Source organism: Streptomyces sp. NPDC048197 (assembly GCF_043202395.1).
GTDB lineage: Bacteria > Actinomycetota > Actinomycetes > Streptomycetales > Streptomycetaceae > Streptomyces > Streptomyces siderophoricus.
In genome coordinates this window covers 162,411-188,754 of the sequence record NZ_JBIDAJ010000009.1, presented here as the reverse complement: position 1 = coordinate 188,754, position 26,344 = coordinate 162,411, and the positions used below count along the sequence as shown (strand labels likewise).

Here is a 26,344-nt window from a genome sequence, read left to right as displayed (position 1 = left end):
TACCGCCACCGTCAATCTCAGCTGTCGAAGCCCAGCCCCACCTTGTCCATCGCCTTCAGCCACAGGTTGCGGCGTCCGCCGTGGTTGTCGGCGCGGGTCATCGACCACTGGGTGATGCCGATGCCGGCCCAGCGCAGCGGCTCGGGCGGGAAGGGCAGCGGCTTGCTGCGGACCATCTCCAGCTCGGTGCGCTCGGTGCGTTCGCCGGCGAGCAGGTCGAGCATCACGTCGGCGCCGAAGCGGGTGGCGCCCACGCCGAGGCCGGTGTAGCCGGCGGCGTAGGCGACCCGGCCGGCGTGGGCGGTGCCGAAGAACGCCGAGAAGCGGGCGCAGGTGTCGATCGCGCCGCCCCAGGTGTGGGTGAAGCGCAGGCCCTCCAACTGCGGGAAGCAGCGGAAGAAGTGCCGGGCGAGCTTCTCGTACGTCTCCGGGTGGTGGTCGTACTCGGCGCGGACGCCGCCGCGGTAGCGGTAGACGATGTCGTAGCCGCCCCACAGGATGCGGTGGTCGGCGGTGATGCGGAAGTAGTGGAAGTGGTTGTTGGAGTCGGAGAGGCCCTGGCGGTTCTTCCAGCCGATGGCGGCCAGTTGCTCGTCGCTCAGCGGCTCGGTCATCAGCGCGTGGTCGTAGACCGGGACGATGTACGGGCGGATCCGCTTGACCAGGGACGGGAAGGCGTTGGTGCCGAGCGCGACATGGCGGGCGAAGATCCGGCCGTACGGGGTGCGGACGGCCATGCCCAGGCCCTCGGAGGCGAGCGCGGTGGCGCGGGTGCGCTCGTAGATGCGCACGCCGAGGCCCAGGCAGGCCTGCTTCAGGCCCCAGGCGAGCCTGGCCGGGTTGACCATGGCGACGCCGTCGCGGTCCCACAGGCCGGCCCGGAAAGTGGGCGAGTCGACCTCGGCGCGCAGCTCGTCCTCGTCGAGGAAGGTGTGCCGGTCCAGGCCGAGCTTGGCGGCGTCCTCGGCGGCCTCCTGGAGCTCGGCGATCTGGTGCGGCTCGGTGGCGATGTCGATCTCGCCGGTGCGCTCGAAGTCGCAGTCGATGTCGTAGCGGGCCACCGCCTCCCCGATGGCGTCGAGGTTGCGGATGCCGAGTTCTTCGAGCTTGGCGAGTTCGCCGGGCCAGCGGGCCAGTCCGTTGCCGAGGCCGTGGGTGAGGGAGGCGGCGCAGAAGCCGCCGTTGCGCCCGGAGGCGGCCCAGCCGATCTCGGCGCCTTCGACGAGCACGACATCGCGCTGCGGGTCGCGCTCCTTGGCGAGCAGTGCGGTCCACAGGCCGGAGTAGCCGCCGCCGACGACCAGCAGGTCGCAGTTCTCGTCGCCGACGAGGGCGGGCTGCGCGGCGGGGCGGGCGGGGTCGTCCAGCCAGAAGGGCGTGGGGGCGGCGTCCGCGAGCGCGTGGACGGGGGACGGGGCGTTCATGGCAGCTCGTGCCATGGTTCTCAGCTCCTCTAGCTCCGCTTACGGCGTTTGCCGGCCAGTTGGCCGGCCACTACACACAGCACGGCGACCAGGAACATCGCCGTACCGATGACATTGATCTGAACGGGTGTGCCCCGCTGTGCCGATCCCCAGACGAACATCGGGAAGGTCACGGTGGAGCCGGCGTTGAAGTTGGTGATGATGAAGTCGTCGAAGGAGAGCGCGAAGGAGAGCAGGGCGCCGGATGCGATGCCGGGCGCGGCGATCGGCAGCGTCACCCGCAGGAAGGTCTGGGTGGGCGAGGCGTAGAGGTCCTGGGCGGCCTGTTCGAGCCGCGGGTCCATGCTCATCACGCGGGCCTTGACGGCGGTGACGACGAAGCTCAGGCAGAACATGATGTGTGCGATGAGGATCGTCCAGAAGCCGAACTGGATGCCCATGTTGAGGAAGAGGGTCGCCAGCGAGGCGGCCATGACGACCTCGGGCATGGCCATCGGCAGGAAGATCAGGGTGTTGACGCCGGCCCGGGCGCGGAAGCGGTAGCGGGCCAGCGCGAACGCGATCATCGTGCCGAGGACGGTCGCGCCGACCGTGGCCCACAGTGCGATCTGCAGGCTCAGTCCCAGCGAGCCGCAGAGGTCGGCGACTCCGCAGGGGTCGGTCCAGGCGTCCGTGGAGAACCGCTGCCACTGGTAGTTGAAGCGGCCGTTGGGCTTGTTGAACGAGAAGACCATCACGACGAGGTTGGGCAGGATGAGGTAGCCCAGGGTGCCCAGCCCCGCGAGCGTGACGAGGTTGCGGCGCAGCCAACGCAGGCCCTTGTTGGGGGTGCGGCCGTTCGTGGGCGCCGTGGTTGCCGTGCTCGTGGCCGTGGTGGCCGTGGTGCTTGTCGCCGCCATCAGACCAGATCCTCCGTCCCGGACTTGCGGATGTAGATCGTGACCATGGCGAGGATGGCCGCCATGAGGATGAAGGAGAGTGCGGCGGCGGTCGGGTAGTCCAGGACGCGCAGGAACTGCGACTGGATGACGTTGCCGATCATCTTCTGGTCGGTGGAGCCCAGCAGTTCGGCGTTGATGTAGTCACCGGCGGCCGGGATGAAGGTGAGCAGGGTGCCCGCGACGACGCCGGGCATCGACAGCGGGAAGGTCACCCGGCGGAAGGTGGTGGCCGGGCGGGCGTAGAGATCGCCGGCCGCCTCGTGCAGCCGCGGGTCGATCCGCTCCAGCGAGGTGTAGAGCGGCAGGACCATGAACGGCAGGAAGTTGTACGTCAGTCCGCAGACCACCGCGAGCGGGGTGGCCAGCACCCGGTGTCCCTCGGTGATGCCCAGCGCGCTGGTGACGTCGAGGAGGTGCAGCGAGTTCAGGGCGGCGACGACCGGTCCGCCGTCGGCCAGGATCGTCTTCCAGGCCAGCGTGCGGATCAGGAAGCTGGTGAAGAACGGGGCGATGACCAGGATCATCACGAGGTTGCGCCAGCGGCCCGCCTTGAAGGCGATGAGGTACGCCAGCGGGTAACCCAGGAGCAGGCAGAGCGCGGTGGCGATGGCGGCGTAGCCGACCGAGCGGACGAACTGCGGCCAGTATTCGCCGAGCGCGTCCCAGTAGGTGGCGAAGTGCCAGGTGACCTTGAAGCCCTCTTCGAGGGAGCCGGTCTGGATGGAGGTCGACGCCTGGTAGACGAGCGGGGCGGCGAAGAAGACGATCAGCCACAGGATGCCGGGCAGCAGCAGCCAGTAGGGCACCAGCCGTTTGCGGGCCGGGGTCTTGCGCACCTCCAGGGGTGCGGCGCTCTGCTCCGACGGTGGCGCGGGGGCTTCGGTGGTGGTCACGCGGCCTCCTCGTCGAGGTCCGCGCCGGCCTGGATGTCCTGGGTGGCGTCCAGCCCGAAGGTGTGCGCCGGGCTCCAGTGCAGCACGATCTCCGCACCGGGGACGAGTCTGCCGTCGCGCTCGATGTTCTGCTCGTAGACGGCGAGTTCGCCCAGGCCCGGCACGTCGACGACGTACTGCGTGGAGACGCCGATGAAGCTGGCGTCCTTGATGCGGCCGGGCAGCCGGTTGTGGCCCTCGGTGACGGACCCGGCGTCGTCGGCGTGCCGCAGGGCGACCTTCTCGGGCCGTACGCCGGCCAGCACCTTTTCGCCCGTACGGGCCGAGGCGCTGCATCGGGCGGCGGGCAGCCGGAGCTTGGCGTCCGCGGCCTTGAGCAGCAGCTCGTCGCCGCCGGCCTCGACGACCTCGGCCTCGATGAGGTTGGAGGTGCCCAGGAAGTTGGCGACGAAGGTGGTGGCGGGGTTCTCGTAGAGGTCGGCGGGGGCGCCGAGTTGCTCGACCCGGCCGCCGTTCATCACGGCCACGGTGTCGGCCATCGTCATGGCTTCCTCCTGGTCGTGGGTGACGTGGACGAAGGTGATGCCGACCTCGGTCTGGATGCGCTTGAGCTCCAGCTGCATCTGGCGGCGCAGCTTGAGGTCGAGGGCGCCCAGCGGCTCGTCGAGGAGCAGCACCTGGGGGTGGTTGATCAGCGCGCGGGCGACCGCGACGCGCTGCTGCTGGCCGCCGGAGAGCTGCTGCGGCTTGCGGCGCGCCATCGGGCCGAGCTGGACCAGGTCGAGCATCTCCTCGACCTGCTTCTTGACGGACTTGATGCCGCGGCGGCGGAGTCCGAAGGCGACGTTCTCGTAGATGTCGAGGTGCGGGAAGAGCGCGTAGTTCTGGAAGACGGTGTTGACCTGGCGCTTGTAGGGCGGCAGGACGGTGACGTCCTGGCCCGCGAGTTCGACGGTCCCGGTGGTGGGCTCCTCCAGGCCGGCGATCATCCGCAGGGTGGTGGTCTTGCCGCAGCCGGAGGCGCCCAGCAGCGCGAAGAAGGAGCCCGCGGGGACGGTCAGGTCGAGCGGATGGACGGCGGTGAAGGAGCCGTAGGTCTTGCTTATCCCTTGGAGGCGGACGTCGCCGCCGCTGCTCTGGGGGGTCGCGGTGTTGGTCATGTCGGTCGTCCCGTAGGTCGGTGGGCGAAACGGCTCGGGGGCGGGCCCGGTGCGTGGTGGGGTCAGGCGCCGGTGAGGTCGGAGAACTTCTGGCTGAACGCCTTGTTCTCCTTGGCGGTCAGCGCGCGGAAGGAGTGGGACCTGGCGGCCATTTCCTTGTCCGGCAGGATCAGCGGGTTGTCCGCCGCCTTCTTGTCGATCTTGGCGAGTTCCTCGCGGACGCCGTCGACCGGGCAGACGTAGTTGATGTACGCCGCGAGCTGCGCCGCCACCTTCGGCTCGTAGAAGTAGTCGATGAGCCGTTCGGCGTTTTCCTTGTGGCGGGCCTTGTTCGGGACCATCAGGTTGTCGGTGGACGTCATGTAGCCGCTCTTGGGGACCACGTACTCGATGTCCGGGTTGTCGCTCTGCAACTGGACGATGTCGCCCGCCCAGGCCACGCACGCGGCGAGGTCGCCCTTGTCCAGGTCCGTGGTGTAGTCGTTGCCGGTGAAGCGGCGGATCTGCTTGGAGTCGACGCCCTTCTGGAGCCGGGCGATCGCCGCGTCGAAGTCGTCCGCGGTGACCTCCTCGGGCTTCTTGCCCATGTCCAGGAGGGTCAGCCCGATGGAGTCGCGCATCTCGGAGAGGAAGCCGACCCGGCCCTTGAGCTGCGGGTCCTCCAGCAGCTGGCTGACCGAGTCGACCTTCCGGCCGCCGGTGGCCTTCTTGTTGTACGCGATGATCGCGGGGATGCCCTGCCACACGTAGGAGTGCGCCCGGCCGGGGTCCCAGGCGGGGTCGCGGAACTGCGCCGAGAGGTTGGCGTAGGCGTGCGGCAGGTTGGCCGGGTCCAGCTTCTGGATCCAGCCGAGGGAGATCATCCGTGCGCACATCCAGTCGGTGAGCACGATCAGGTCGCGGCCGGTGTCCTGGCCGGCCGCCAACTGTGCCTGGACCTTGCCGAAGAACTCGTCGTTGTCGTTGATGTCCTCGGTGTATTTGACGGCGATGCCGGTGCGCCGGGTGAAACGGTCCAGCGTGGGGTGGTGCTTGCCGTCGTCGCTGACGTCCATGTACTCGGTCCAGTTGGAGAAGTTGAGCCGCTTCTCCTTCCGGGAGTGGTCCTGGGACGCCACGGCGTCGGTACGGCCGGCGGGCGGGATGCCGCAGGCCCCCAGGGCGCCCAGGCCGCCGGTGACGGCCGCCATGGCACTGCCCGCGCGCAGCAGCGAGCGGCGGGTCATGGCGAGCCGGCCGTTGGTCGCGCTCCGGCGCATGGCGGCGAGTTCGACCGCGGACAGGGGTTCGGGCTGCTGGTGGTGCTCCATGCGCGGTGCCCTTTCAGGGGTGAGCCCGGCGCTCGGCCGGCGGTGACGGTGCCGTGCGGCCGCTGGCCGCGGGGTTGCGCCCGTACGGGCGGGGAACGGGCGGGGCGAGGTGGGGGCTCGCTCCGGGGAGTCGTCCGGGGACGGGTCCGGGGGCCGTGCGGGCCCCCGGGCGGTCCGTCAGGTGCGGTCCCCGAAGATCGTGCGGTGCCAGTCCTTCCTGGCGACCGCGGTGTTGTCGTACATCACGTGCTTGACCTGCGTGTACTCCTCGAAGGAGTAGGCCGACATGTCCTTGCCGAAGCCGGACGCCTTGGCGCCGCCGTGCGGCATCTCGCTGATGATCGGGATGTGGTCGTTGACCCAGACGCAGCCCGCCTTGATCTCGCGGGTGGCGCGGCCGGTGCGGTAGACGTCCCGGCTCCAGGCGGAGGCGGCCAGCCCGTAGGGGGTGTCGTTGGCCAGGGCGATGCCCTCGTCGTCGCTGTCGAAGGGCAGCACGACCAGCACCGGGCCGAAGATCTCGGACTGCACGACCTCGCTGTCCTGGGCGGCGCCGGCGATCAGCGTGGGCAGGTAGTACGCGCCCTTGGCCAGCTCGCCCTGGGGGGCCGCGCCGCCGGTGACGACGGTGGCGTAGTCGCGGGCCCGGTCGACGAACGCGGCCACCCGGTCACGCTGGGTGTGCGAGATCAGCGGGCCCAGGTCGGTGGACGGGTCGAAGGGGTCGCCGAGCCGTACGGTCGCCATGAGGTCCGCGACGCCGCTGACGAAGGCGTCGTAGAGCGGGCGCTGGACGTAGGCGCGGGTGGCGGCGGTGCAGTCCTGGCCGGTGTTGATCAGCGCTCCGGCGACCGCTCCGTGGACGGCCGCCTCCAGGTCCGCGTCGTCGAACACGACGAACGGGGCCTTGCCGCCGAGTTCGAGGTGCAGGCGCTTGACGGTGCCGGTGGCGATCTCGGCGACGCGCTTGCCGACGGCGGTCGAGCCGGTGAAGGAGGTCATCGCGACGGTGCGGTGGCCCACCAGGTGCTCACCGGCGTCCCGGCCGGCCCCGGAGACGATGTTGAGCACTCCGTCGGGCAGCCCCGCGCGCTGGGCGGCCTGCGCGAAGAGCAACGAGGTCAGCGGGGTGATCTCGGCCGGCTTCAGGACGATGGTGTTGCCCGCGGCGATGGCCGGCAGTACCTTCCACGCGGCCATCTGGAGCGGATAGTTCCAGGGCGCGATGGAACCGACGACGCCGATGGGCTCGCGGCGGATCACGGAGGTGTGGTCGGCGCTGTATTCGCCGGCCGCCTTGCCCTCCAGATGGCGGGCCGCACCGGCGAAGAATGCGGCATTGTCGATCGAACCCGGCACATCGAACTCATTGCTGAGCTTGATCGGCTTTCCGCAGTTCAGCGATTCGGCGAAGGCGAGATCGGCGGCGTCCTCGGCGAGCGCGGCGGCGAAGCGGTGGAGGGTGTCGGAGCGCTCGCCGGGCGTGGCCCCGGCCCACTCCGGAAAGGCCCGTCCGGCCGCCTCGACGGCCGCGTCGACATCGGCCGTACCTGCGAGTTCGTAGCGGTACACCGTCTCGCCGGTCGCCGGGTCCACGACCTCCTGGCTGCGGCCGGAGGTGCCGCTCCGGAGGCTGCCCGCAATGAATTGCGCGCCCTGGGCGAATCGCTCGGTGACGTCGAATCGGTGATCCATGGTGCTCTCCTCCGCCGGGCGCCGGGGCGGCTCCGCGGCACTGCCTGGCGTAGCTATTTCCGGAATCGATGGCCGATCTTGACAGAGTAGAACAGCCTCAACAAGGGATTCCGTTGTTGCCTTTTGGTTACGCGACGAATTCTGCGATTTCTGGGGTGCGGACCCCGACACGTTGTCAGTGCCCGCTGACAGAATCCCGGCATGATGCACGACAGCACGGGGAGCGATCCGGGGCAGGCCCCGGGGATCGCCGGGGGGATCATGGACGGGCGCGCCGCGGACGGGCCGCGCTCGGTCGAGGAACTGTGCCGGGAGACATCCACCGGCAAGCGTCCGAAATACGTCTTTTTCTGGGGGCACCGCCCGCGTCGCGCCGGCGGCCTGAGCCCGAGCTGCTTCAGCCAGTGGTGGCCGGCCCCCTTCACGGTCGACGGGACCACCTACGCCACCGCCGAGCACTGGATGATGGCCGCCAAGGCCCGGCTCTTCGGCGACGCCGAGGCCGAGCGGCAGGCCGTCGCGGCCGGCCACCCCAAGCAGGCCAAGGACGCCGGCCGGAAGGTCCGGGGCTTCGACGAGGAGACCTGGCACCGCCACCGCTTCGCCCTGGTCGTCGAGGGCAGTCTGCACAAATTCGGCCAGGACCCCGCCCTGCGGGACTTCCTGCTGGGCACGAACTCCCGCGTCCTGGTCGAGGCCAGTCCGCTGGACCGCATATGGGGCATCGGCCTGGCCGCCGACGACGAACGCGCCACGGCCCCGGAGCGCTGGCGCGGGCTGAACCTGCTCGGCTTCGCCCTGATGGAGGCCCGCCAGCGGCTGCGCGAGGACGCGGCGGCGTAGCGGGAGGGCGCCTTCGAGGGCAGCCCGCCGGCCCGTCACCCGACCGGCATAGCATGACGGGGCCGACCGGGCCGTTCCGCTCATCCCGCCCATCCCTGACCAGGAGGATCCGTTGTCCGATCTCGATGCCTTCATCGCGGGCCTGCCGAAGGCGGAGCTGCATGTCCACCACGTCGGCTCGGCCTCGCCGCGGATCGTCTCCGAGCTGGCCGCCCGGCACCCGGACTCCGCCGTCCCCACCGACCCCGAGGCGCTGGCCGACTACTTCACCTTCCGCGACTTCGCGCACTTCATCGAGGTCTACCTCTCCGTCGTGGACCTGATCCGCGACGCCGAGGACGTCCGGCTGCTGACGTACGAGGTCGCCCGGGACATGGCGCGCCAGCAGATCCGCTACGCCGAGCTGACCATCACGCCGTTCAGCTCCACCCGCCGCGGCATCCCCGACGCCGCGTTCGTCGAGGCCATCGAGGACGCCCGGAAGTCCGCGGAGTCCGAGCTGGGCGTGGTGCTGCGCTGGTGCTTCGACATCCCCGGCGAGGCCGGTCTGGAGGCCGCCGAGGAGACCGCCCGGATCGCCTGCGACCTGCAGCCCGAGGGACTGGTGTCGTTCGGGCTCGGCGGACCCGAAATCGGCGTCCCGCGCCCGCAGTTCAAGCCCTACTTCGACCGCGCGATCGCCGCCGGACTGCACTCCGTACCGCACGCCGGCGAGACCACCGGCCCCGGCACGATCTGGGACGCGCTCCGCGACCTCCGCGCCGAGCGCATCGGGCACGGCACCAGCGCGACCCAGGACCCCGCGCTGCTCGCCCATCTCGCCGAGCACCGCATCCCGTTGGAGGTCTGCCCCACCTCCAACATCGCCACCCGCGCGGTCCGCACCCTGGACGAGCACCCGATCAAGGAGATGGTCGACGCGGGCGTCCTGGTCACCATCAACAGCGACGACCCGCCGATGTTCGGCACCGACCTCAACACCGAATACGCCGTCGCCGCCCGGCTGTTGGGCCTGGACGCCGCCGGACTGGCCGCCCTGGCCAAGAACGGCGTCGAGGCCTCCTTCATGGACGCCCCGGCCAAGGCCCGGCTGGCCGCCGAGATCGACGCGTACACCGCCTCCTGGCGCGGCTGAACGGCCCATCCGGCCGCTGCCCGGCGGCGTTCCCCCGCAGGAACGCCGCCGTCGTCGGCGACACAACGACCGGATCTGCCCGCGTCATATCCGGCCAATCGCCTTATCCTGCCCTCCTGACGAAGCGTCACACGGTGCAGGAGGTCGCGTGCCCGGCTCACGAGGCGATGCGGATGATCCCCACGGCGGGACGGACCACTCGGGGCCGGGCCCGCGTACGGCCCCGCCCGACGAGCGCTCCTGGCTGAAGCGGCACGGCCCCGAGACGCTGATCGGTTCGGTGATCGTGGCCGCGGTGACCACCGTGCTGACCGTGACGATCCCGCTGCTCGCGGGCGGTGAACGGGACGACGACCGCGGCGGCGTGGCGGGGCCCGGCCACGCCCGGTCCGCCGTCACGGCCACGACCGAGCCCCCGACCTGCACGATGATCGACTGCGACGGCCTCGACCCCAAGGACACCCACTGCGACCGGGGCGCGGTCACCCTGGCCCGGGAGCTGGCCGGGAGCATGCAGGTCTCGGTCCGCTACAGCCCCGGCTGCCGCACGGTCTGGGGCAAGCTGGTCGGCGCCGAGAAGGGCGACACGATCGAGATCGCCACCTCCCCGACCAAGAAGGAACGCAAAGCCGTACGTACCGGCCACACCCAGTACACGGCCATGCTCCCGGCCGGCAGGACGTTCTCCGCCCAGGCCATCGGCACCAGCCTCAAGGGCCAGCCTTCCCACGACCTCCCCCCGGGCGACCAGGTCCGCATCGGAGCCGGCCAGAACGACATCCCGCCGCTCTAGGCGCGGCGCCCCCGCCGCGTTCCGCCCCCTCCCTACAGCCCCACGATCCCGTTCCACTCCTTCGCGAACTCGGCCCGCTCCTTGGACGTGATGTCCCGCGCGATGGCCAGCCGCTTGCGCATCGCGTCATCGGGGAAGATCAGCGGGTCCTCGGCGAGCGCGGCCCGCTCCTTGTCCTTGGAGGAGGCCAGGACGTCGCGCGCGGCCGGTACGGGACAGACGTAATTGACCCAGGCAGCCAGGTCCGCGGCGACCTCCGGCGCGTAGTAGTAGTCGATCAGTCGCTCCGCGTTGCGCTTGTGGTCGGCGAGGTTGGGGATCATCAGGCTCTCCGCCCACAGTTCGGCGCCCTCCTCGGGCACCACGAAGTCGATGTCCGGGTTGTCCGCCTGGAGCTGGATCACATCGCCCGAGTAGGCCTGGGCGGCGAGCACATCCCCCGAGTCGAGGTCCTTGATGTAGTCGTTGCCGGTGAAGCGCCGGATGTGGCCCTTGTGGACCAGACCGCGGATCTGGTCGGTCATCCGGTAGAAGTCGTCCGCCGTCCAGCGGGTGATGTCGGCCCCGCTCCCCTGCATGAGCAGGGCGAACGCCTCGTCGAGCCCGGAGAGCAGGGTGACCCGGCCGCGCAGGTCGGGCTTCCAGAGGTCCGAGGTGTGCTTGATCTCCCGGCCGAGCTTCTTGCGGTTGTAGGCGATGCCGGTGATCCCGGACTGCCAGGGCACCGAGTGCAGCCGGCCGGGGTCGAAGTGCGGGGTGCGCAGCAGCGGGTCGAGGTGCTTGGCGACGTTCGGCTGGGCGGCGCGGTCCATCTCCTGCACCCACCCGAGCCGGACGAACCGCGCGCACATCCAGTCACTGATGACGATCAGGTCGCGGCCGGTGCTCTGGTGGTTCATCAACGCCGGGCTGATCTTGCCGAAGAACTCGTCGTTGTCGTTGATCTCCTCGGTGTACGTGACGGAGATCCCGGTGCGCCGCTGGAACGCGTCGAGGGTGGGTCGCCGCTCCTTGTCGTGGTCGTCGACGTCGATGTAGAGCGGCCAGTTGGCGAAGACGATCTTCCGGTCCCGCCCGGAACGGTCCGGGCCACCGCGGTCCGCGGCCTCGACGTACGCGGGCGGCACCCCGCATCCGGTCAGGGCTGCCAGCGCCCCCGTCACACCCGTTGCGCCCATGCCCCGGAGCAGCATCCGCCGCGAAAGATCAGCCATGGCGAGCACTCTCACGTGCCGCGGGCGGAGGCGGCAAGCGACAGAGCGTCAGTTGCCGGGCCTCCGCCCGCGACGGTGTGTCGAGCGTTCCCTGGCGCTCGACGGTGGGGATCCCCCGGGTCGGCCGGTCGGGCCGGCCGGTCTGCTCAGTCGTTGAGCGAGGTCATCACGTGCTTGATCCGGGTGTAGTCGTCGAAGCCGTAGGCCGAGAGGTCCTTGCCGTAACCGGACTTCTTGAATCCGCCGTGCGGCATCTCGGCGACCAGCGGGATGTGGGTGTTGATCCACACACAGCCGAAGTCGAGGCTCTTGGACAGCCGCATGGCGCGGGCGTGGTCCTTGGTCCACACCGAGGACGCCAGCGCGTACTCGACGCCGTTGGCCCACGCCACCGCCTGCTTCTCGTCGGAGAAGGACTGGACGGTGATGACCGGGCCGAACACCTCCTGCTGGACGATCTCGTCGTCCTGCTTGAGTCCGGAGACGACGGTCGGGGCGAAGAAGTAGCCCTTCTCGCCGACCTGCTCGCCGCCCGCCTCGATCTTGGCGTGCGCGGGCAGCCGCTCGATGAAGCCCTTGACCTGCTTGAGCTGGTTGGCGTTGTTCAGCGGGCCGTAGAGCACGTCCTCGTCGTCGATCGCACCGGTCTTGGTCTCCGCGGCCTTCTTGGCGAGCGCGGCGACGAACTCGTCGTGGATGGACTCCTGGACGAGCACGCGGGTGGCGGCCGTACAGTCCTGGCCGGCGTTGAAGTAGCCGGCGACCGCGATGTCCTCGACGGCCTTGGCGATGTCGGTGTCCTCGAAGACCACGACCGGGGCCTTGCCGCCCAGCTCCAGGTGGACCCGCTTGAGGTCCTTGGAGGCGGACTCGGCGACCTGCATACCGGCGCGCACCGAGCCGGTGATCGAGGCCATCGCCGGGACCTCGTGCTCGACCATCAGGCGGCCGGTCTCGCGGTCACCGCAGATGACGTTGAACACGCCGCGCGGGTGGCCCAGCTCGTCCAGCACGCTGCCGATGATGTCGGCGATCAGCACCGTCGAGGCGGGGGTGGTGTCGGACGGCTTGATGACGACGGTGTTGCCCGCGGCCATGGCCGGGGCGAACTTCCAGACGGCCATCATCATCGGGTAGTTCCACGGCGCGACCTGGGCGCAGACGCCCACCGGCTCGCGGCGGATGATGGACGTGAAGCCGTCCATGTACTCGCCCGCCGAGCGGCCCTCCAGCATCCGGGCGGCACCCGCGAAGAAGCGGATCTGGTCCACCATCGGCGGGATTTCCTCGGAGCGGACGAGCGCGATCGGCTTGCCGCAGTTCTCGGACTCGGCGGCGATCAGCTCCTCGGCGCGCTCCTCGAAGCGGTCCGCGATCTTGAGCAGGACCTTCTGCCGCTCGGCGGGGATCAGGTCACGCCATACGGGAAAAGCAGCCTCGGCCGCGGCCATCGCCGCGTCCACGTCGGCGGCACCCGAGAGAGGGGCGGTGGCGTATGCCTCACCCGTCGCGGGATTGACCACCTCCGTGGTCCGCCCGTCGGCGGCGTCCCGGAACTCCCCGTCGATGTAGTTGCGCAGACGACGCAGTGCGGTGGTCACTGTGCGCCCCCTTCAGTCAGATGTCCGGTCATTGGGAACCACTGTCCGGTGGTTAGGCACCACCCTAGCCGCGGAACCCACGTTTTCAACACACCCGCCACTCGGGAACAACGGAATCAGTGAAATTCTGACCTCGACACGACTAATTTCATCGATTTGGGGTTGCAAGACTGTCGAGGCTCGTGCACAGTGAGGGACGTGGCCACTCGTGACAGAAACGGCACTCCGTCGATCGACTCCGTCTCCCTGGCGATCATCGAGCAGCTCCAGGAGGACGGGCGCCGTCCGTACGCCGCGATCGGCAAGGCCGTAGGCCTGTCCGAGGCGGCCGTGCGGCAGCGCGTACAGAAACTGCTCGACCAAGGCGTGATGCAGATCGTCGCGGTCACCGACCCCCTCACGGTCGGTTTCCGTCGGCAGGCAATGGTCGGCATCAACGTCGAGGGTGACCTCGACCCCGTGGCCGACGCCCTGACGACCATGGAGGAGGTCGAGTACGTCGTCATGACGGCAGGCTCCTTCGATCTCATCATCGAGATCGTCTGCGAGGACGACGACCACCTTCTGGAAATGATCAACAAGCGGATCCGCACGCTTCCCGGCGTTCGATCCACCGAGAGCTTCGTCTACCTCAAGCTCCGGAAGCAGACCTACACCTGGGGAACGAGATAGCAATGAGCCAGGACCTCTCCAAGACGGCCTACGACCACCTGTGGATGCACTTCACCCGCATGTCGTCGTACGAGAACTCTCCCGTGCCGACGATCGTGCGCGGTGAGGGCACCAACATCTACGACGACAAGGGCAAGCGCTACATCGACGGCCTCGCCGGCCTCTTTGTGGTCAACGCCGGACACGGCCGGGTCGAGCTCGCAGAGACCGCCTACAAGCAGGCGCAGGAACTGGCCTTCTTCCCCGTGTGGTCCTACGCCCACCCCAAGGCCGTCGAGCTGGCCGAGCGCCTGGCCCAGCACGCCCCGGGCGACCTGAACAAGGTCTTCTTCACCACCGGTGGCGGCGAGGCCGTCGAGACCGCCTGGAAGCTGGCCAAGCAGTACTTCAAGCTCACCGGCAAGCCCACCAAGCACAAGGTCATCTCGCGTGCGGTCGCCTACCACGGCACCCCGCAGGGCGCCCTGTCGATCACCGGCCTGCCGGGCCTGAAGGCCCCCTTCGAGCCGCTGGTCCCCGGCGCGCACAAGGTGCCGAACACCAACATCTACCGCGCCCCGATCTTCGGTGACGACCCGGAGGCCTTCGGCCGCTGGTGCGCCGACCAGATCGAGCAGCAGATCCTCTTCGAGGGCCCCGACACCGTCGCGGCAGTCTTCCTGGAGCCGGTGCAGAACGCCGGTGGCTGCTTCCCGCCGCCGCCCGGCTACTTCCAGCGGGTCCGCGAGATCTGCGACCAGTACGACGTGCTGCTCGTCTCCGACGAGGTCATCTGCGCCTTCGGCCGCCTCGGCACGATGTTCGCCTGCGACAAGTTCGGCTACGTCCCGGACATGATCACCTGCGCCAAGGGCATGACCTCGGGCTACTCCCCGATCGGCGCCTGCATCATCTCCGACCGCCTGGCCGAGCCGTTCTACAAGGGCGACAACACCTTCCTGCACGGCTACACCTTCGGTGGCCACCCGGTCTCCGCGGCCGTCGGTATCGCCAACCTCGACATCTTCGAGCGTGAGGGTCTCAACAAGCACGTCCTCGACAACGAGGGCAACTTCCTGAGCACCCTGCAGAAGCTGCACGACCTGCCGATCGTCGGCGACGTCCGCGGCAACGGCTTCTTCTACGGCATCGAGCTCGTCAAGGACAAGGCCACCAAGGAGTCGTTCAACGACGAGGAGACCGAGCGCGTCCTCTACGGCTACCTCTCCAAGGCCCTGTACGACAACGGTCTCTACTGCCGGGCCGACGACCGTGGCGACCCGGTCATCCAGCTGGCCCCGCCGCTGATCGCCGACCAGTCGGTCTTCGACGAGATCGAGCAGATCCTGCGCGCGGTCCTCACCGAGGCCTGGACCAAGCTCTGATCATCGCGTCACCTCCTGTTTCGCTGATGCGGAGCTCACAGATACACAACTGAACACCCAGCGGCTCAGATTCACTCACTTCAAGCCATACGAGTGAATCTGGGCCGTTGTGCTGCCAAGCGGCGAATACCGGGGGTCAGCAATCCTTACCGTGCTAGTGACCGATACCCTCCATGGTCGTTCACCCGCTCGGGGGAACGAATCGACGCGAACGAGCAAGAGGTGCGCAGATGGTGGCCCCGCCTGACAACGACGTTCTCTGGGCCCGCGGCCTGCACCACACGTACGGTGGGACCACCGCCCTCGCCGGCATCTCGCTCGGCGTCCGCGAAGGCGAGATCCTCGCCGTCAACGGCCCGCGCGGCAGCGGTAAGACCACCCTCCTGAAGTGCCTCTCCGGTCAACTCGTCCCGACCGAGGGCGAGGTCTGGTTCAACAGCGCCCCCGTGCACACCCTCTCCTCCCCCAGCCGCGAACGGCTGCGTCTCGACCGGTTCGGCTGGATCGACACCGAACCTCACCTCGTTCCCGAACTCACCGCCTGGGAGAACGCCGCCCTCCCCCTACTACTGCGCGGCACCGGCGCCCGCTCCGCGAAGCACACCGCGATCGAATGGCTCGACCGCCTCGACGTCGGCATGTGTGCCCGCCGCCGCCCCGCCCAGCTCGACCAGTCCCAGCGCCAGCGCGTTGCCATCGCCCGCGCCCTCGCCACCACCCCTCAGGTGCTGTTCGCCGACGAGCCGACCGCCCCCCTGCACCACGCCGACGGCACCCAGGTCCTGCGCACCCTGACCACCGCGGCCCGCTCGCACCAGATCACCGTGGTCCTGGCCACCCACGACCCGGACATCGGTACCCTCGCCGACCGGTCCGTCGCACTTCTCGACGGCCGCCAGTCGACCGCCGCACCGGCCGGCGCCGGCTCCCCCGATGAGGAAAGCAGGGCAGCGTGCTCGCTCTCCGTCTAGCCCGCGGCTCTCACCCCCTCGTCCTGCTGCGCCGCCTCCTCGTGTCCACCGCCGCGGCCGGCACCGGCTTCCTCATGCTGTCCACCATCGGCCACGCCGCCGGCCACCCGGCCGCGGCCGAGGAATCCGTCGTACGGCTGCTGTGGTGCGCCGCCCCGCTCGCCGCCACCGCACAGCTCGCGGTCTCCACGGCCCGCACCGACCCGGCCGCCCGCCTCCAGCGCGGCATGACCGCCGCCGGCCTGGGCCCCCTCCGACTCACCCTCCTCGCCACCGCTTCCACCGCGCTGACCTGCTTCCTCGGCGTCCTCCTCTCGCTGCTCGTCTTTCTGCGCCTCCGCGGCGACCTCGGCGGCACGGACACCGCCCGCTCCCTCGGCATCGACGCCGACCTGCTGGGCGCCGGCCACCCCCTGCCGTTCGTCGGTGCCCTCCTCCTGCTGGCCCTCGTACCGCTGACCGCGTCCGCCGCGACCGCCGTCTCCCTGCGCCCCCGCGACGACGCCGGGTCACAGGACGCCGAGCCCCGCCCCCGGACCGCCCCGCCGTCCGGTCTCCCCTGGGGCATCGCGCTGGCCGCCGCGGGCCTGGCGATCGAGGCCTACACCAGCCCCGCCTCCAGGTCCCATGGCGGACTGCTCCCCCTGCCCGGCCGGTTGATCGGCAGTCCCCCGGGCGTACTGGGCGGCTGGGCCCTGTCGGCCCTGGGACTCGTCCTGGCCGGCCCCGGCCTGGTGCATCTCTGCGGCCGCCTCCTGTGCGCCGGCCGACCCGGCGCCCTGCGCCTCCTCTCCGGACGCGTCCTCCAGGAAGAGTCCCACCGCCTGGGCCGCCCGCTGGGCGTCCTGTGCGCGGTCGCCTCCGCTGCCTACGTCGCCGTCAAGGTCTACGACTCCGTGCCCTCCCGTCCTTTCGGTCCCCTCACGGGCGTCGGCGCAACGGTCGTCCTCGCCTGTGTCACCGCCAGCGCCCTGACCGCCGCCCTGGAATCCCGCTCGGCCCGCGCCCGGACCACGGCTGCCCTCCGCCGCTTGGGCGCTTCCGCCTCCGTCCTCCACCGTGCCGCCGCTCTCCGCGCCCTGGTCCTCTTGATCGTCCTGGTTCCCCTGACCTGGACGGTGGCTGAAATGGCGACGCTGCCGCTGATGCATTGAGCTGGCGGGTCGGCTGCGCAGTGGGCTGACCCTTGAGCTGTGCTTTGAGCTGACGGTGAGCTGTGCATCGTGTTGGCGAGTGAGCTGGGGGTTGTGGTGTGGGTTGTGGTGTGATTCAGCTGAGGGGGTAGGGAGTTGGGCGGTGGTTGGGGTGGTGTGTCCAGCCGCTGAGTGGGTCTCCTGAGGCCGGTGCGGGCGGCCGCAGCCAGGTGGCGGTCAGGCTGTTGGCGTCAGATGGTGGGACCGGCCAGCCAGTTCAGGTGGTGGAACCGGCCAGCCAGTTGGCCTGCCTGCGGCGATGTCGGGCGGGTAGGTCGGGCTGGCAGGCGTGGCGGTGGGTGGTCGGTGGCTGAGGGGGTGCGTCGTAACAGCGCGGTGCGTGCGCGTATGCCGTACACATCTGACCCGTAGGGCAGTCCACCTGACGCAGTGCCCCTGAGACAGGGCCACTGAGTAGGGCCCTCCTCCCCCTCGACCCGCGATGCCCAGGTAGGGGCGATGACGGCCCCTTGCCCAACCCGAGTGCGCGCCCCGCAGTCAGCGGCGGTCCAGCGCCGTGACTTCTACCTCTATTCGCCAGTCCGGTTGAGCCAGAGCTGACACTTCCAGCAGCGTGTCGGCGGGATAGGGCTCGGACAGGAACTCCTCGCGCAGCGTGATGACATGGTCGAGGTGGGCCGCCATGTCCGTCACGAAGATGCCGACCTTGACGACATCGACCAGCGAAGCACCCGCCTCGGCCAGGACCCGTTCGACGTTCGCGAAAGCCTGCCGGCCTTGTTCCAGGAAATCGTCCGAGACGGTCCGCCCCTGCTCGTCGATTCCCGCCTGCCCCGAGACGTGGATCAAACCGCCCGCCCTGATGGCCTGTGAGATCTTGTACGGCTCGTACCAGTCCGGCACGGTGGCGATCCGCTCGATCTCGGTCGCGTTCCCTGCCTCGATCGCCACGTTCTCCGTTGCCATCTTCATCTCCCCCTAGTTCCATGCACGCGCATCAGTTGCATGCACATACATAAGTTTCGGACGCATGTACGCTGCTGTCAAGGGCCCAGCGGAAAAAAGCAGAAGGGGCGGATGGCGATGGACGCGGAGCACTGGGACCGGCTCGGAGCACTGCACACGCGCGTCGAGCAGGAACTGGCAAAAGCCCTGCAGCAGCACCACAGCATCGGGCTGTCGGAATACCGCGCGCTGGCCCGGCTGGCAGAGGCAGGCGACGGCGAGCTGCGGATGCAGGAACTCGCCGATCTCATCGGTCTCAACCAGAGCTCGGTGAGCCGACTGGCCTCGCGCCTGGAGTCCTCCGGCCTCACCCGCCGCGACCTGTGCCCCGACGACCGGCGCGGGGTGTACAGCGTGATCACCGAGGAAGGCCGCAAGCTGCAGAAGAAGGCACGGCCGACGTACGACGGCGCCCTGCGCGCCGCCCTGGATGCCGCGGCCGCCGACCGTAACCTCCGTCCCCTGGTGGAGTCCCTGCGGCCCTAGCATGTCGGGCGTGCACCGGAATTCAGAGTCCCCAGCGTCCGACCGTCACCCCGAACGCGACCGTGAGATCGAGTCCCTGGAGGAGTTCGACCAGGTCGCCTCCACCAGCAGCCTCGCCGGCTACCGCATACAGTCGGTCGATCTGACGGACCGTACGTTCGCGCTCCTCAGCACGGACACCGCGGAATCCGTGTTTCTCGGCTGCGCCATGGAACCGGACGCGGCGGCCAAGGTCCGGGCCGGCGGCGCCTTGGTCTTCCCGCCCATACCGGACCTGCCGTGCGATCCCTATCGGGGCAGCTTGTACGGGCCGGAGGAGCTTTTCGAGGGGCTGGTCGACGCGGGCTACGACACCACCCCGGACGCGCTCGCCTATCACTGGTACCAGGACACCAAATCGGACGGCGACATCTTCGCCTCGATGCTGCGCAGCATCCACGACGACGCGGTCTCCGACGCCCTCGACGAACACCTTGCGGGCGCACAGGTGGTGGGCATCATGGGCGGACATGCGCTGGAGCGCGGGTCCGCAGCCTACGCAGGGGCGGCCCGGCTCGGTCGCCGCCTCGCGCGCGACGGCCTGACCGTGGCGACGGGTGGTGGACCGGGCGCGATGGAGGCCGCGAACCTCGGCGCGTATGCCGCGCCCTTCGAGGACGACATGCTCGATTCCGCTCTGGAGATCCTTTCCAAGGCACCCCACTTCGGCCCGTCGATCACCGATTGGGCGCGCGCCGCCTTCGACGTACGCCGGAGCCGGCCGGGCGGCGGCTCCTCGGTCGGCATTCCGACCTGGTTCTACGGACACGAACCGCCCAATGCCTTTGCGTCCCACATCGCCAAGTACTTCGTCAACGCGGTGCGCGAGGACGGCCTGCTGGCACGCTCGAACGCCGGCGTCGTGTTCCTGCCCGGCGCGGCCGGGACCGTACAGGAGATCTTCGACAATGCGACGCCGAACTACTACCAGTCGCGGGGCGAGCCGACCCCGATGGTGCTGGTGAACCGCGCGCACTGGACCGAGAAGCTGCCCACCTGGCCCCTGCTCCAGGCCCTCGCCACGGACCGCCCCATGGCTACCCGGATCGCCCTCGTCGACTCGGTGGATGAGGTCCCGGACGCGCTCGTCCGCCTGAGAGGCGGGGCTTCATCCTGAGCGAGGGAACGTTCTTCCACCCGGCCATCCGAAAGACGAACGGGCGCTCCTGCCGGCAACGTGTGATCCGTTTGCCCGCTGAGGCAACTCCCCTCCCGAATTGCACGTCTGCCTAGCAGGCAATGAACAGGTAATGCAGACAGCGGGCGAACGGAGCTCTCGGTGATCATCGGCCTTCTGACGGCCGTGGCGGCCTCGGCCTGCTACGGCACGGGTTCGGTCCTACAGGCGGTCGGCTCCCGTAAATCCGCCCGCCAGGAGGCGGCCAAGGCCTCCACCACGGGCGTCACCCAGCATGGCGGCCCCAGCCTCTCCTCGACCGCCAAAGCCGCCGTGACCTGGGAATTCCTGCTGGGCTCCGTACTGGACTTCATCGGTTTCGGGCTCGGCGCGCTGGCGGCCCGGCTGCTGCCGCTGTTCCTCTCCCAGACCGTGATCAGCGCGAACCTCGTGATCACCGCCGTTCTGAGCATCAAGCTCCTCGGCATCCGGCTCAGCAAGGCCGAGTGGGGCTCCATCGGCGTGGTCTGTTCCGCGCTGGTGCTGCTCGCCACGGCCGCAGGCCCGGAAGGCAGCGGCCACACCCCGATCGCCACCCACTGGTGGCTGCTCGCCGTCTCCATCCTGCTCATGGGAGGCGGCACCTTGATCGTTCGCCTGATGGGCGGACGGGCTGCAATCTTCGCCGGTCTGCTCTCCGGCCTGGGCTTCGGTGCCCTCGGCGTCGGCGTACGGGTGCTGAACGGCGCCGACCCCTTCCATCTGCCGTCCATGCTCGCCGACCCCGCCCTGTACGCGATCCTCGTCGCGGGCCTCGGCGGCATGTATCTGCACACCGTCGCCCTGCAGATCGGTTCGGTGAACGGCGCCACGGCGGCGCTCGTGGTGGGCGAGACCGTGGTCCCCGGCATCCTCGGCGTCCTCTGGCTCGGCGACTCCTCCCGTCCGGGATTCGCCTGGGTCGCCGTCCTCGGTTTTGTAGTGGCCGTGGCGGGAGCGGTCGCGGTCGCCTGGTTCGGCGAGCCCGAGCCGGACGGTTCCCACGCCGCTACGGCGTCGGCGACACGATCGAGCACGGGGGCTGACAAGGAGCTGGGATCCGCAGGTCCGGGCGCGCCCGAGGCGGCGAACGAGGCTCTGCCGGACGGTGCCGCGTCTTCTCCCGGTCACGACCAGCCATCGGGCGCGGCGAGGGATGTCCGGCCCAGCGCCGAGCGCAGCCGATAGCCCTTTCGTCCTCTGGCCAGTCATCACGCCGGATCGTCGTAGGAGCCGGTCCCAGTCGCAGTCTCACTCCGAGCTGCCCCGGACACGCCCTTTCTCCCTCCGTCAGTTGCCAGTTGCCAGTTGCACGGCATCGGTGTCGGTCAGCATGGCGTTGCGGTATTTCGAAACGGCATGCCGACTGCGTCCGTCGTCCATATGACTGGCCACACTGGCCCGCGCAATGTGGGGCGTGCAGCCGGCCCCCACCACCCCCGACCGTGCCGCGAGTCTGCGACGGGTGCCGGCCGAGGGCGACGATTGCGCCGACGCTCTGTCCCCACTTCTCGGCGGGCGAGCCCGCGCGCCGTTCATCATGCAGCCCGCACGCGGCCGGCTTCACCAGCCGCGACGTCGACAACTGCGTTACATATAAGGGGTATTGGTAGCCCATCATTCCTCCGTCCTCGCGTGATCACGAGGCTACGAAGTGCTGGCTCGCAGGGCGTCAACCCAGCAACTGAACCTCGGCGTCAACCCGTGGCATGACATGTGGTCGAGAGATCAACCCGTGCGGCGACGCTGCGGCGAGGCTCGGTTTTGAAAAATATCGGCATGAGCAAATCTCTCCAGCATCGGCTGCGCGGGTGGATCGCGTCGCCCTCATACCCCTGGATCACCGGCGGAGCGCTGACGGCGTTCGCTGCCGCGGAACTGGTGGTCGTGCCGCGGCACTCGCTGGTGATCGCGCTCGCCGTGCTGGCGTCCACCGCGGCCCTGGCTTGGCGCCGTTCCTACCCAGTCATCGCAGTGGTCGCGGTCGTAGCGGTCCAGGTCAGCTTCGCGGCCGGCAGCGACCTCTATATCGCGGCCGCCGCGAGCGGGCTGATCAGCTGCTACACCCTCGGGCGTCGCAGAGTTGCCCACCCTGCGGTCGTTGTCGTCGCCGGCTCGGTTCTCTCGCTCATCGTGAATCAGTGGCACATTGCGACATGGGGATGGCCCGCCCACTCCGCCAGTCTGTATGCCGAGTGGTTCGTACTGAGCATGGCGATCCTTGCGGCGGTGGCGATGGGTGATGCGGTGCGTGCACGGGAGGAAACACGTCGGGAGCGCGCCGCGGCACAGGCTCGCTTGATCGAGATGGAGCGGCAGCAGGCAGCCGATGCCGAGCGGGCGGCGATCGCCCGCGAACTCCATGATGTCATCTCGCACTCGGTCTCGATGATCGCGGTCCAGGCCGAGAGCGCCACCTACACCACCCCAGGTCTCTCGCCGCAGGCCCGCGAGGGCTTTCAGCAGATCGCCGCCTCCGCCCGCTCGTCGATGACGGAGCTGCGCCGGCTGCTGGGCGCCCTGCGGACGGGGCCCGATGACAAGGCCGGCACGGCTCCCCAGCCGACCCTCGACGCACTGGACGACCTCATAACCCAGCACCGCTCGGTGGGCGGTGAGGTCGAGCTGCGCATCAGCGGTGAACGCGTTGCGCTGCCCACCTCCTGGGAGCTGTCCGCATACCGCATCGTGCAGGAGGGGCTGACCAACGCGCGTCGGCATGCTCCGGGGGCTCATACGGTGGTGGAGATCGGCTACTGCTCCGACCGGCTGGCGGTGCGCATCGCGGACGACGGACCAGGTCCGGTGGATGCGGTCCACACCGGCCACGGGCTGGTCGGCATGCAGGAGCGGGCGGCGCTGCTCGGCGGGAAGTTCACAGCCGGGCCCGGACCCGACGGCGGCTTTCTCATAGAAGCGGAAATCCCTTGGTGATCAGAGCAATCGTCGCTGACGACCAGGCGGTCGTCCGCACCGCCTTCGTCAATCTGCTGGGCACTCAGGACGACATCGAGGTGGTCGGTGAGGCCGAGGACGGAGTCCAGGCGGTGCGTGTCGCCGCGAAGCAGCGGCCCGACCTGGCGCTGCTGGACATCCGCATGCCGCACAAGAACGGCATCGAGGCTGCTCGGGAGATCACCCGGGCGTCCGGCGGCACCACGAAAGCGCTGATGCTGACGACGTTCGGTCTCGACGAGTACGTCTATGACGCGCTCGCGGCCGGGGCCAGCGGCTTCCTGCTGAAAGATGCGACCTTCCCGGAACTTCTCCATGCCGTAAGGGTGGTGGCGGAGGGGAATGCCCTTCTCGCGCCGGAACTGACGAAGCGGCTCATCGCGGCCTTCGTCAAGCAGCGCGCGGCACCGGTGCCCGTACGCACGGTAGAGGAGCTGACCGGCCGCGAGGTGGAGGTGCTCGTTCAGATCGCTCAGGGACTTTCCAACGCGGAGATCGCCGAACGACTGACAATCACCGACCACACCGTCAAGACGCACATCAACCGGCTGTTCACCAAGATGGGTCTACGTGACCGCGCTCAAGCGGTGATCCTTGCCTACGAGTTGGGCCTGGTGGTCCCGCGGGACAGCCGGCCGGACTCCCTTCCCCACGCACGACCAACAAACCACCCCTGAACAAGACACGACGACCACCTCAAGGAGCACTCCATGGCCGTGGCAGAGGCGCAAGCACAAGCACAGACACAGTTACTCCGCACCCGCCAGTTATTCCGCCGGGGTCGAAGCGTCCTTTTTCACAGCGTCCAGGACCACGACGTCCTGTGCGGTGAACGCGATCCCCACGCGCTCTCCCACCTCCGGCGCCTCGCGCAGGGCGCAGGCCGCCTCCAACTGCGGACCGCCAGAGGGCTGGAGCAGCAGGGCGACGTGCGTACCTCGGAAAGTGCGGGCCGCGACCCTACAAGGCAGGCCCTCAGGCGCGGGCATCAGCCGCACACCGGCCGGACGTACGAGCAGCCGGCACGGTCCGTCCGGGGTCCCGTTCGGGATCGGCACCTTGCCCCACGGGGTGACGGCGGCCTCCCCCTGCACCGTCGCCTCGACCACATTGTCGAAGCCGAGGAAGCGGGCGACGAACTCCGAGGCCGGGCGCTGCCAGACCTCCAGCGGAGTGCCGATCTGCGCGATCCGGCCCTCCTGCATCACCACGACCCGGTCGGCGAGCGCGAAGGCCTCACCCTGGTCGTGGGTGACAGCCAGTACGGTCGTCCCCAACTCCTGGAAGAGACTGCGCAGTTCGACGACCAGCCGCTCGCGAAGACCGCGGTCGAGCTGACCGAGCGGTTCGTCCAGCATCAGCAGGCGGGGGCGCGGGGCGAGCGCGCGGGCCAGTGCGACCCGCTGCTGTTCACCGCCGGACAGGGACGCCACGGCGCGCCGCTCGGCGCCCGGGAGCCCGACCAGGTCGAGCAGTTCGGCGACCGTACGGTCCCGGTCGGTGCGCGCGGTGCGTCGCATCCGCAGCCCGAAGGCGACATTGCCCGCGACGTCCCGCTGAGGGAAAAGCTGGTGGTCCTGAAACATCAGGCCGACCCCGCGCCGGTGCGTGGCCACTCCCGCCTGATCCCGCCCTTCCAGCAGCACCCGACCCGCGTCGGCCTGCTGAAGACCGGCGACCACCCGCAGCAGGGTGGACTTGCCACTGCCGCTCGGGCCCAGGACGCACACGATTTCGTGCGCGGCGACATCCAGGTCCACCGAGTCCAGGGCGGGGCGGTCGGCGGAGCCGAAGCGGACGGTCACGCCGTCCAGGCGCAGCAGGTCCAGCACAGTGGTCTCGGCCCGTGCCGTCATCTAGAACTCCCCGGGGTGGTTGATGCGGATGCGCTCCAGGACCAGCAGGGCGCCGGCGCAGACCACCATCAGGATGGTCGACAGAGCCATCGCCTGCCCGTAGTTGAGCTCTCCCGCTCGCCCCAGCAGCCGTGCCACGGCCACCGGAAGCGTCGGGTGGTCCGGCCGTGCGATGAACACCGTCGCACCGAACTCGCCGAGCGACACGGCGAAGGCGAACCCTGCGGCGATCAGCAGGGCCCGCCGCACCATCGGAAGATCGACCTCGCGCCATACCCGCCATGGCGAGGCACCGAGAACGGCGGCGGCCTCGCGCAGTCGCCCGTCGACCGCCTTCAGGACAGGCAGCATCGTCCGGACCACGAACGGCACCCCGACCAGCGCCTGGGCGAGCGGGACCAGCCACCAGGAGGCACGCAGGTCCAGAGGCGGCTTGTCGAGGGTGATCAGAAAGCCGAAGCCGACGGTCACCGCGGAGACACCGAGGGGCAACATCAGGAGGGCGTCGAAGCCCCGGACGAACCGGTTGACGACAGGTGTCCGCCCGGACGGCCTCCTGCGGAGCCGAGGCAAGGTCAGGGCGGCGGCCGCCAGCCCGCCGATCACCAAGGCGATCAGCGTCGCCGCGGCTCCGTAGGCGAGGGAGTTCCACAGGGCGTCGAGCGGGGCGACGGCGAAGGTGCTGTCGGCGGACGCGGCGGAGCGCAACGAGTCGTAGAAGATCGTCCCGTAGCCGTCAGGGCCGGCGAAAGACCGCTCGACGAGCACGACCAGCGGGCCGATGAGCAGCACAGTAATGATCAGGAAGTTGCCCCACAGCAGTGCCCATTGGCCGCGGCCGCGCGGTCGACGGGCGGCCTGCGAGGCATCCACGAGCCGGAGTGCGGTCTCCCGCCGGCGCACCGTCCAGGCGTGCAGCGCGAGAACGCCCAGTACGGCCGCGAACTGGATCATGGTGAGGACCGCGGCTGTCGGCAGGTCCAGGAAGTCCGCGGTCTGCCGGTAGATCTCCACCTCCAGCGTCGAGAAGGTGGGGCCGCCCAGGATCTGGACCACGCCGAAGGAGGTGAAGGTGAAGAGGAAGACCATCAGGGCGGCCGCCGCCACGGCCGGCCCCAGTGCGGGCAGCGTCACCCTGCGCCAGGCCGCGAACCGCCCGGCGCCCAGTACGCGCGCGGCCTCTTCCTGACGCGGATCGAGTTGCCCCCACAGCCCGCCGACGGTCCGTACGACCACGGCGTAGTTGAAGAAGACGTGCGCGAGCAGAATCGCCCACACCGAGGTGTCCAGGCGCAGGCCCCAGAGTTCGTCCAGCAGCCCTCCACGGCCGACGAGGGCCAGGAAGGCGGAGCCGACGACAACGGTCGGCAGCACGAACGGCACCGCCACCACCGCACGCAGCAGCTGTTTGCCGGGGAAGTCGAAACGCGCGAAGACGTAAGCCCCGGGCAGTGCGATGAGCAGCGTCAGGCCGGTGGAGGCCGCTGCCTGCCAGACGGTGAACCACAGCACATGGACGATGTCCGGGTCGGTCAGTACGGCTCCGAGCCGGCCGAGCTGCCACTGCCCGCCGTCCTTCAGCCCCCGTCCGACGATGGCGGCCACCGGATAGGCGAAGAACAGCGCGAAGAAGGCGAGCGGCACCGCCATCAGGCCGAGCCGCACCGCCGTTCCCCG

23 protein-coding genes are annotated in these 26,344 nt (G+C 69.5%); 12 read left to right on the top strand and 11 right to left on the bottom strand.

Translation table 11 applies throughout. The annotated features are described in order from the left end of the window. Positions 1 to 17: 17 nt before the first annotated feature. From ACGF4C_RS15425 to ACGF4C_RS15400, 6 genes are all read right to left on the bottom strand, one after another. Positions 18 to 1,439, bottom strand: a complete 1,422-nt coding sequence (locus ACGF4C_RS15425; RefSeq protein ID WP_393566531.1) for an NAD(P)/FAD-dependent oxidoreductase — start codon at positions 1,437 to 1,439, stop codon at positions 18 to 20. Positions 1,440 to 1,453: 14 nt separating this feature from the next. Next, positions 1,454 to 2,323 carry an ABC transporter permease gene (locus ACGF4C_RS15420; protein ID WP_393566529.1) on the bottom strand — a complete coding sequence of 290 codons (870 nt, stop codon included), beginning with the start codon at positions 2,321 to 2,323 and terminating at the stop codon, positions 1,454 to 1,456. Beyond that, positions 2,323 to 3,258: an ABC transporter permease gene (locus tag ACGF4C_RS15415; RefSeq protein ID WP_393566527.1), complete on the bottom strand. Its 936-nt coding sequence runs from the start codon at positions 3,256 to 3,258 to the stop codon at positions 2,323 to 2,325. Before ACGF4C_RS15415 ends, ACGF4C_RS15420 begins: the two co-directional genes overlap by 1 nt. Continuing rightward, positions 3,255 to 4,418, bottom strand: coding sequence for an ABC transporter ATP-binding protein (locus tag ACGF4C_RS15410; RefSeq protein WP_393566525.1), 1,164 nt, complete (start codon positions 4,416 to 4,418; stop codon positions 3,255 to 3,257). Before ACGF4C_RS15410 ends, ACGF4C_RS15415 begins: the two co-directional genes overlap by 4 nt. Positions 4,419 to 4,480: 62 nt before the next feature. Continuing rightward, entirely contained in the window at positions 4,481 to 5,728 is a 1,248-nt protein-coding gene (locus ACGF4C_RS15405) for a spermidine/putrescine ABC transporter substrate-binding protein (RefSeq protein ID WP_030413749.1), read from the bottom strand. Positions 5,729 to 5,905: 177 nt separating this feature from the next. Further along, positions 5,906 to 7,423 (bottom strand): gamma-aminobutyraldehyde dehydrogenase, encoded by a 1,518-nt coding sequence (locus tag ACGF4C_RS15400; RefSeq protein ID WP_030413748.1) that lies wholly within the window; start codon positions 7,421 to 7,423, stop codon positions 5,906 to 5,908. Positions 7,424 to 7,624: 201 nt separating this feature from the next. Here ACGF4C_RS15400 and ACGF4C_RS15395 point away from each other — a divergent pair, with 201 nt between their 5' ends. The 3 genes from ACGF4C_RS15395 (at position 7,625) to ACGF4C_RS15385 (ending at position 10,194) form a co-directional block, all read left to right on the top strand. Beyond that, positions 7,625 to 8,266: an NADAR family protein gene (locus ACGF4C_RS15395; protein WP_393566523.1), complete on the top strand. Its 642-nt coding sequence runs from the start codon at positions 7,625 to 7,627 to the stop codon at positions 8,264 to 8,266. A 112-nt stretch (positions 8,267 to 8,378) separates the two neighbouring features. Next, on the top strand, positions 8,379 to 9,401 hold the full coding sequence (locus tag ACGF4C_RS15390; RefSeq protein WP_351536647.1) for an adenosine deaminase: 1,023 nt from the start codon (positions 8,379 to 8,381) through the stop codon (positions 9,399 to 9,401). 148 nt (positions 9,402 to 9,549) lie between these two features. Then, positions 9,550 to 10,194: a DUF2690 domain-containing protein gene (locus ACGF4C_RS15385; protein ID WP_393566521.1), complete on the top strand. Its 645-nt coding sequence runs from the start codon at positions 9,550 to 9,552 to the stop codon at positions 10,192 to 10,194. A gap of 32 nt (positions 10,195 to 10,226) precedes the next feature. Here ACGF4C_RS15385 and ACGF4C_RS15380 read toward each other — a convergent pair whose 3' ends face one another. Both ACGF4C_RS15380 and ACGF4C_RS15375 read right to left on the bottom strand, forming a co-directional pair. Continuing rightward, the gene (locus ACGF4C_RS15380; RefSeq protein ID WP_393566519.1) at positions 10,227 to 11,408 is read right to left on the bottom strand and encodes a spermidine/putrescine ABC transporter substrate-binding protein; all 1,182 of its coding nucleotides are present in this window, start codon (positions 11,406 to 11,408) and stop codon (positions 10,227 to 10,229) included. 146 nt (positions 11,409 to 11,554) lie between these two features. Next, positions 11,555 to 13,009 carry a gamma-aminobutyraldehyde dehydrogenase gene (locus tag ACGF4C_RS15375; protein ID WP_030413743.1) on the bottom strand — a complete coding sequence of 485 codons (1,455 nt, stop codon included), beginning with the start codon at positions 13,007 to 13,009 and terminating at the stop codon, positions 11,555 to 11,557. A gap of 198 nt (positions 13,010 to 13,207) precedes the next feature. On the opposite strand from ACGF4C_RS15375, the gene ACGF4C_RS15370 reads away from it, so the two are divergent. From ACGF4C_RS15370 to ACGF4C_RS15355, 4 genes are all read left to right on the top strand, one after another. After that, complete coding sequence (locus ACGF4C_RS15370) at positions 13,208 to 13,681, top strand: Lrp/AsnC family transcriptional regulator (RefSeq protein ID WP_018087114.1); 474 nt, start codon at positions 13,208 to 13,210, stop codon at positions 13,679 to 13,681. A 2-nt stretch (positions 13,682 to 13,683) separates the two neighbouring features. Then, positions 13,684 to 15,045 (top strand): aspartate aminotransferase family protein, encoded by a 1,362-nt coding sequence (locus ACGF4C_RS15365; protein ID WP_393566517.1) that lies wholly within the window; start codon positions 13,684 to 13,686, stop codon positions 15,043 to 15,045. 230 nt (positions 15,046 to 15,275) lie between these two features. Beyond that, complete coding sequence (locus tag ACGF4C_RS15360; RefSeq protein WP_393566516.1) at positions 15,276 to 16,016, top strand: ABC transporter ATP-binding protein; 741 nt, start codon at positions 15,276 to 15,278, stop codon at positions 16,014 to 16,016. Then, the gene (locus tag ACGF4C_RS15355) at positions 15,998 to 17,170 is read left to right on the top strand and encodes a hypothetical protein (protein WP_393566514.1); all 1,173 of its coding nucleotides are present in this window, start codon (positions 15,998 to 16,000) and stop codon (positions 17,168 to 17,170) included. The genes ACGF4C_RS15360 and ACGF4C_RS15355 overlap by 19 nt, the downstream gene beginning before the upstream one ends. Before the next feature lie 537 nt (positions 17,171 to 17,707). Here ACGF4C_RS15355 and ACGF4C_RS15350 read toward each other — a convergent pair. Then, positions 17,708 to 18,136: a RidA family protein gene (locus ACGF4C_RS15350; RefSeq protein ID WP_393566513.1), complete on the bottom strand. Its 429-nt coding sequence runs from the start codon at positions 18,134 to 18,136 to the stop codon at positions 17,708 to 17,710. Between the two features lie 117 nt (positions 18,137 to 18,253). Between ACGF4C_RS15350 and ACGF4C_RS15345 the strand changes: the two genes are divergently transcribed. From ACGF4C_RS15345 to ACGF4C_RS15325, 5 genes are all read left to right on the top strand, one after another. Continuing rightward, positions 18,254 to 18,661, top strand: a complete 408-nt coding sequence (locus ACGF4C_RS15345; RefSeq protein ID WP_030413738.1) for a MarR family winged helix-turn-helix transcriptional regulator — start codon at positions 18,254 to 18,256, stop codon at positions 18,659 to 18,661. 1 nt (position 18,662) lies between these two features. Beyond that, on the top strand, positions 18,663 to 19,817 hold the full coding sequence (locus ACGF4C_RS15340; protein WP_393566512.1) for an LOG family protein: 1,155 nt from the start codon (positions 18,663 to 18,665) through the stop codon (positions 19,815 to 19,817). A 162-nt stretch (positions 19,818 to 19,979) separates the two neighbouring features. Then, positions 19,980 to 21,044 carry a hypothetical protein gene (locus ACGF4C_RS15335; RefSeq protein ID WP_393566510.1) on the top strand — a complete coding sequence of 355 codons (1,065 nt, stop codon included), beginning with the start codon at positions 19,980 to 19,982 and terminating at the stop codon, positions 21,042 to 21,044. A gap of 591 nt (positions 21,045 to 21,635) precedes the next feature. Next, the gene (locus tag ACGF4C_RS15330) at positions 21,636 to 22,790 is read left to right on the top strand and encodes a sensor histidine kinase (protein ID WP_393566509.1); all 1,155 of its coding nucleotides are present in this window, start codon (positions 21,636 to 21,638) and stop codon (positions 22,788 to 22,790) included. Then, positions 22,784 to 23,488: a response regulator gene (locus ACGF4C_RS15325; RefSeq protein WP_393566508.1), complete on the top strand. Its 705-nt coding sequence runs from the start codon at positions 22,784 to 22,786 to the stop codon at positions 23,486 to 23,488. The genes ACGF4C_RS15330 and ACGF4C_RS15325 overlap by 7 nt, the downstream gene beginning before the upstream one ends. Before the next feature lie 90 nt (positions 23,489 to 23,578). Here ACGF4C_RS15325 and ACGF4C_RS15320 read toward each other — a convergent pair whose 3' ends face one another. Both ACGF4C_RS15320 and ACGF4C_RS15315 read right to left on the bottom strand, forming a co-directional pair. Continuing rightward, the gene (locus ACGF4C_RS15320; protein WP_393566507.1) at positions 23,579 to 24,667 is read right to left on the bottom strand and encodes an ABC transporter ATP-binding protein; all 1,089 of its coding nucleotides are present in this window, start codon (positions 24,665 to 24,667) and stop codon (positions 23,579 to 23,581) included. Continuing rightward, positions 24,668 to 26,332, bottom strand: coding sequence for an ABC transporter permease (locus ACGF4C_RS15315; RefSeq protein WP_393566506.1), 1,665 nt, complete (start codon positions 26,330 to 26,332; stop codon positions 24,668 to 24,670). It lies immediately after the preceding gene. Positions 26,333 to 26,344: the final 12 nt, after the last annotated feature.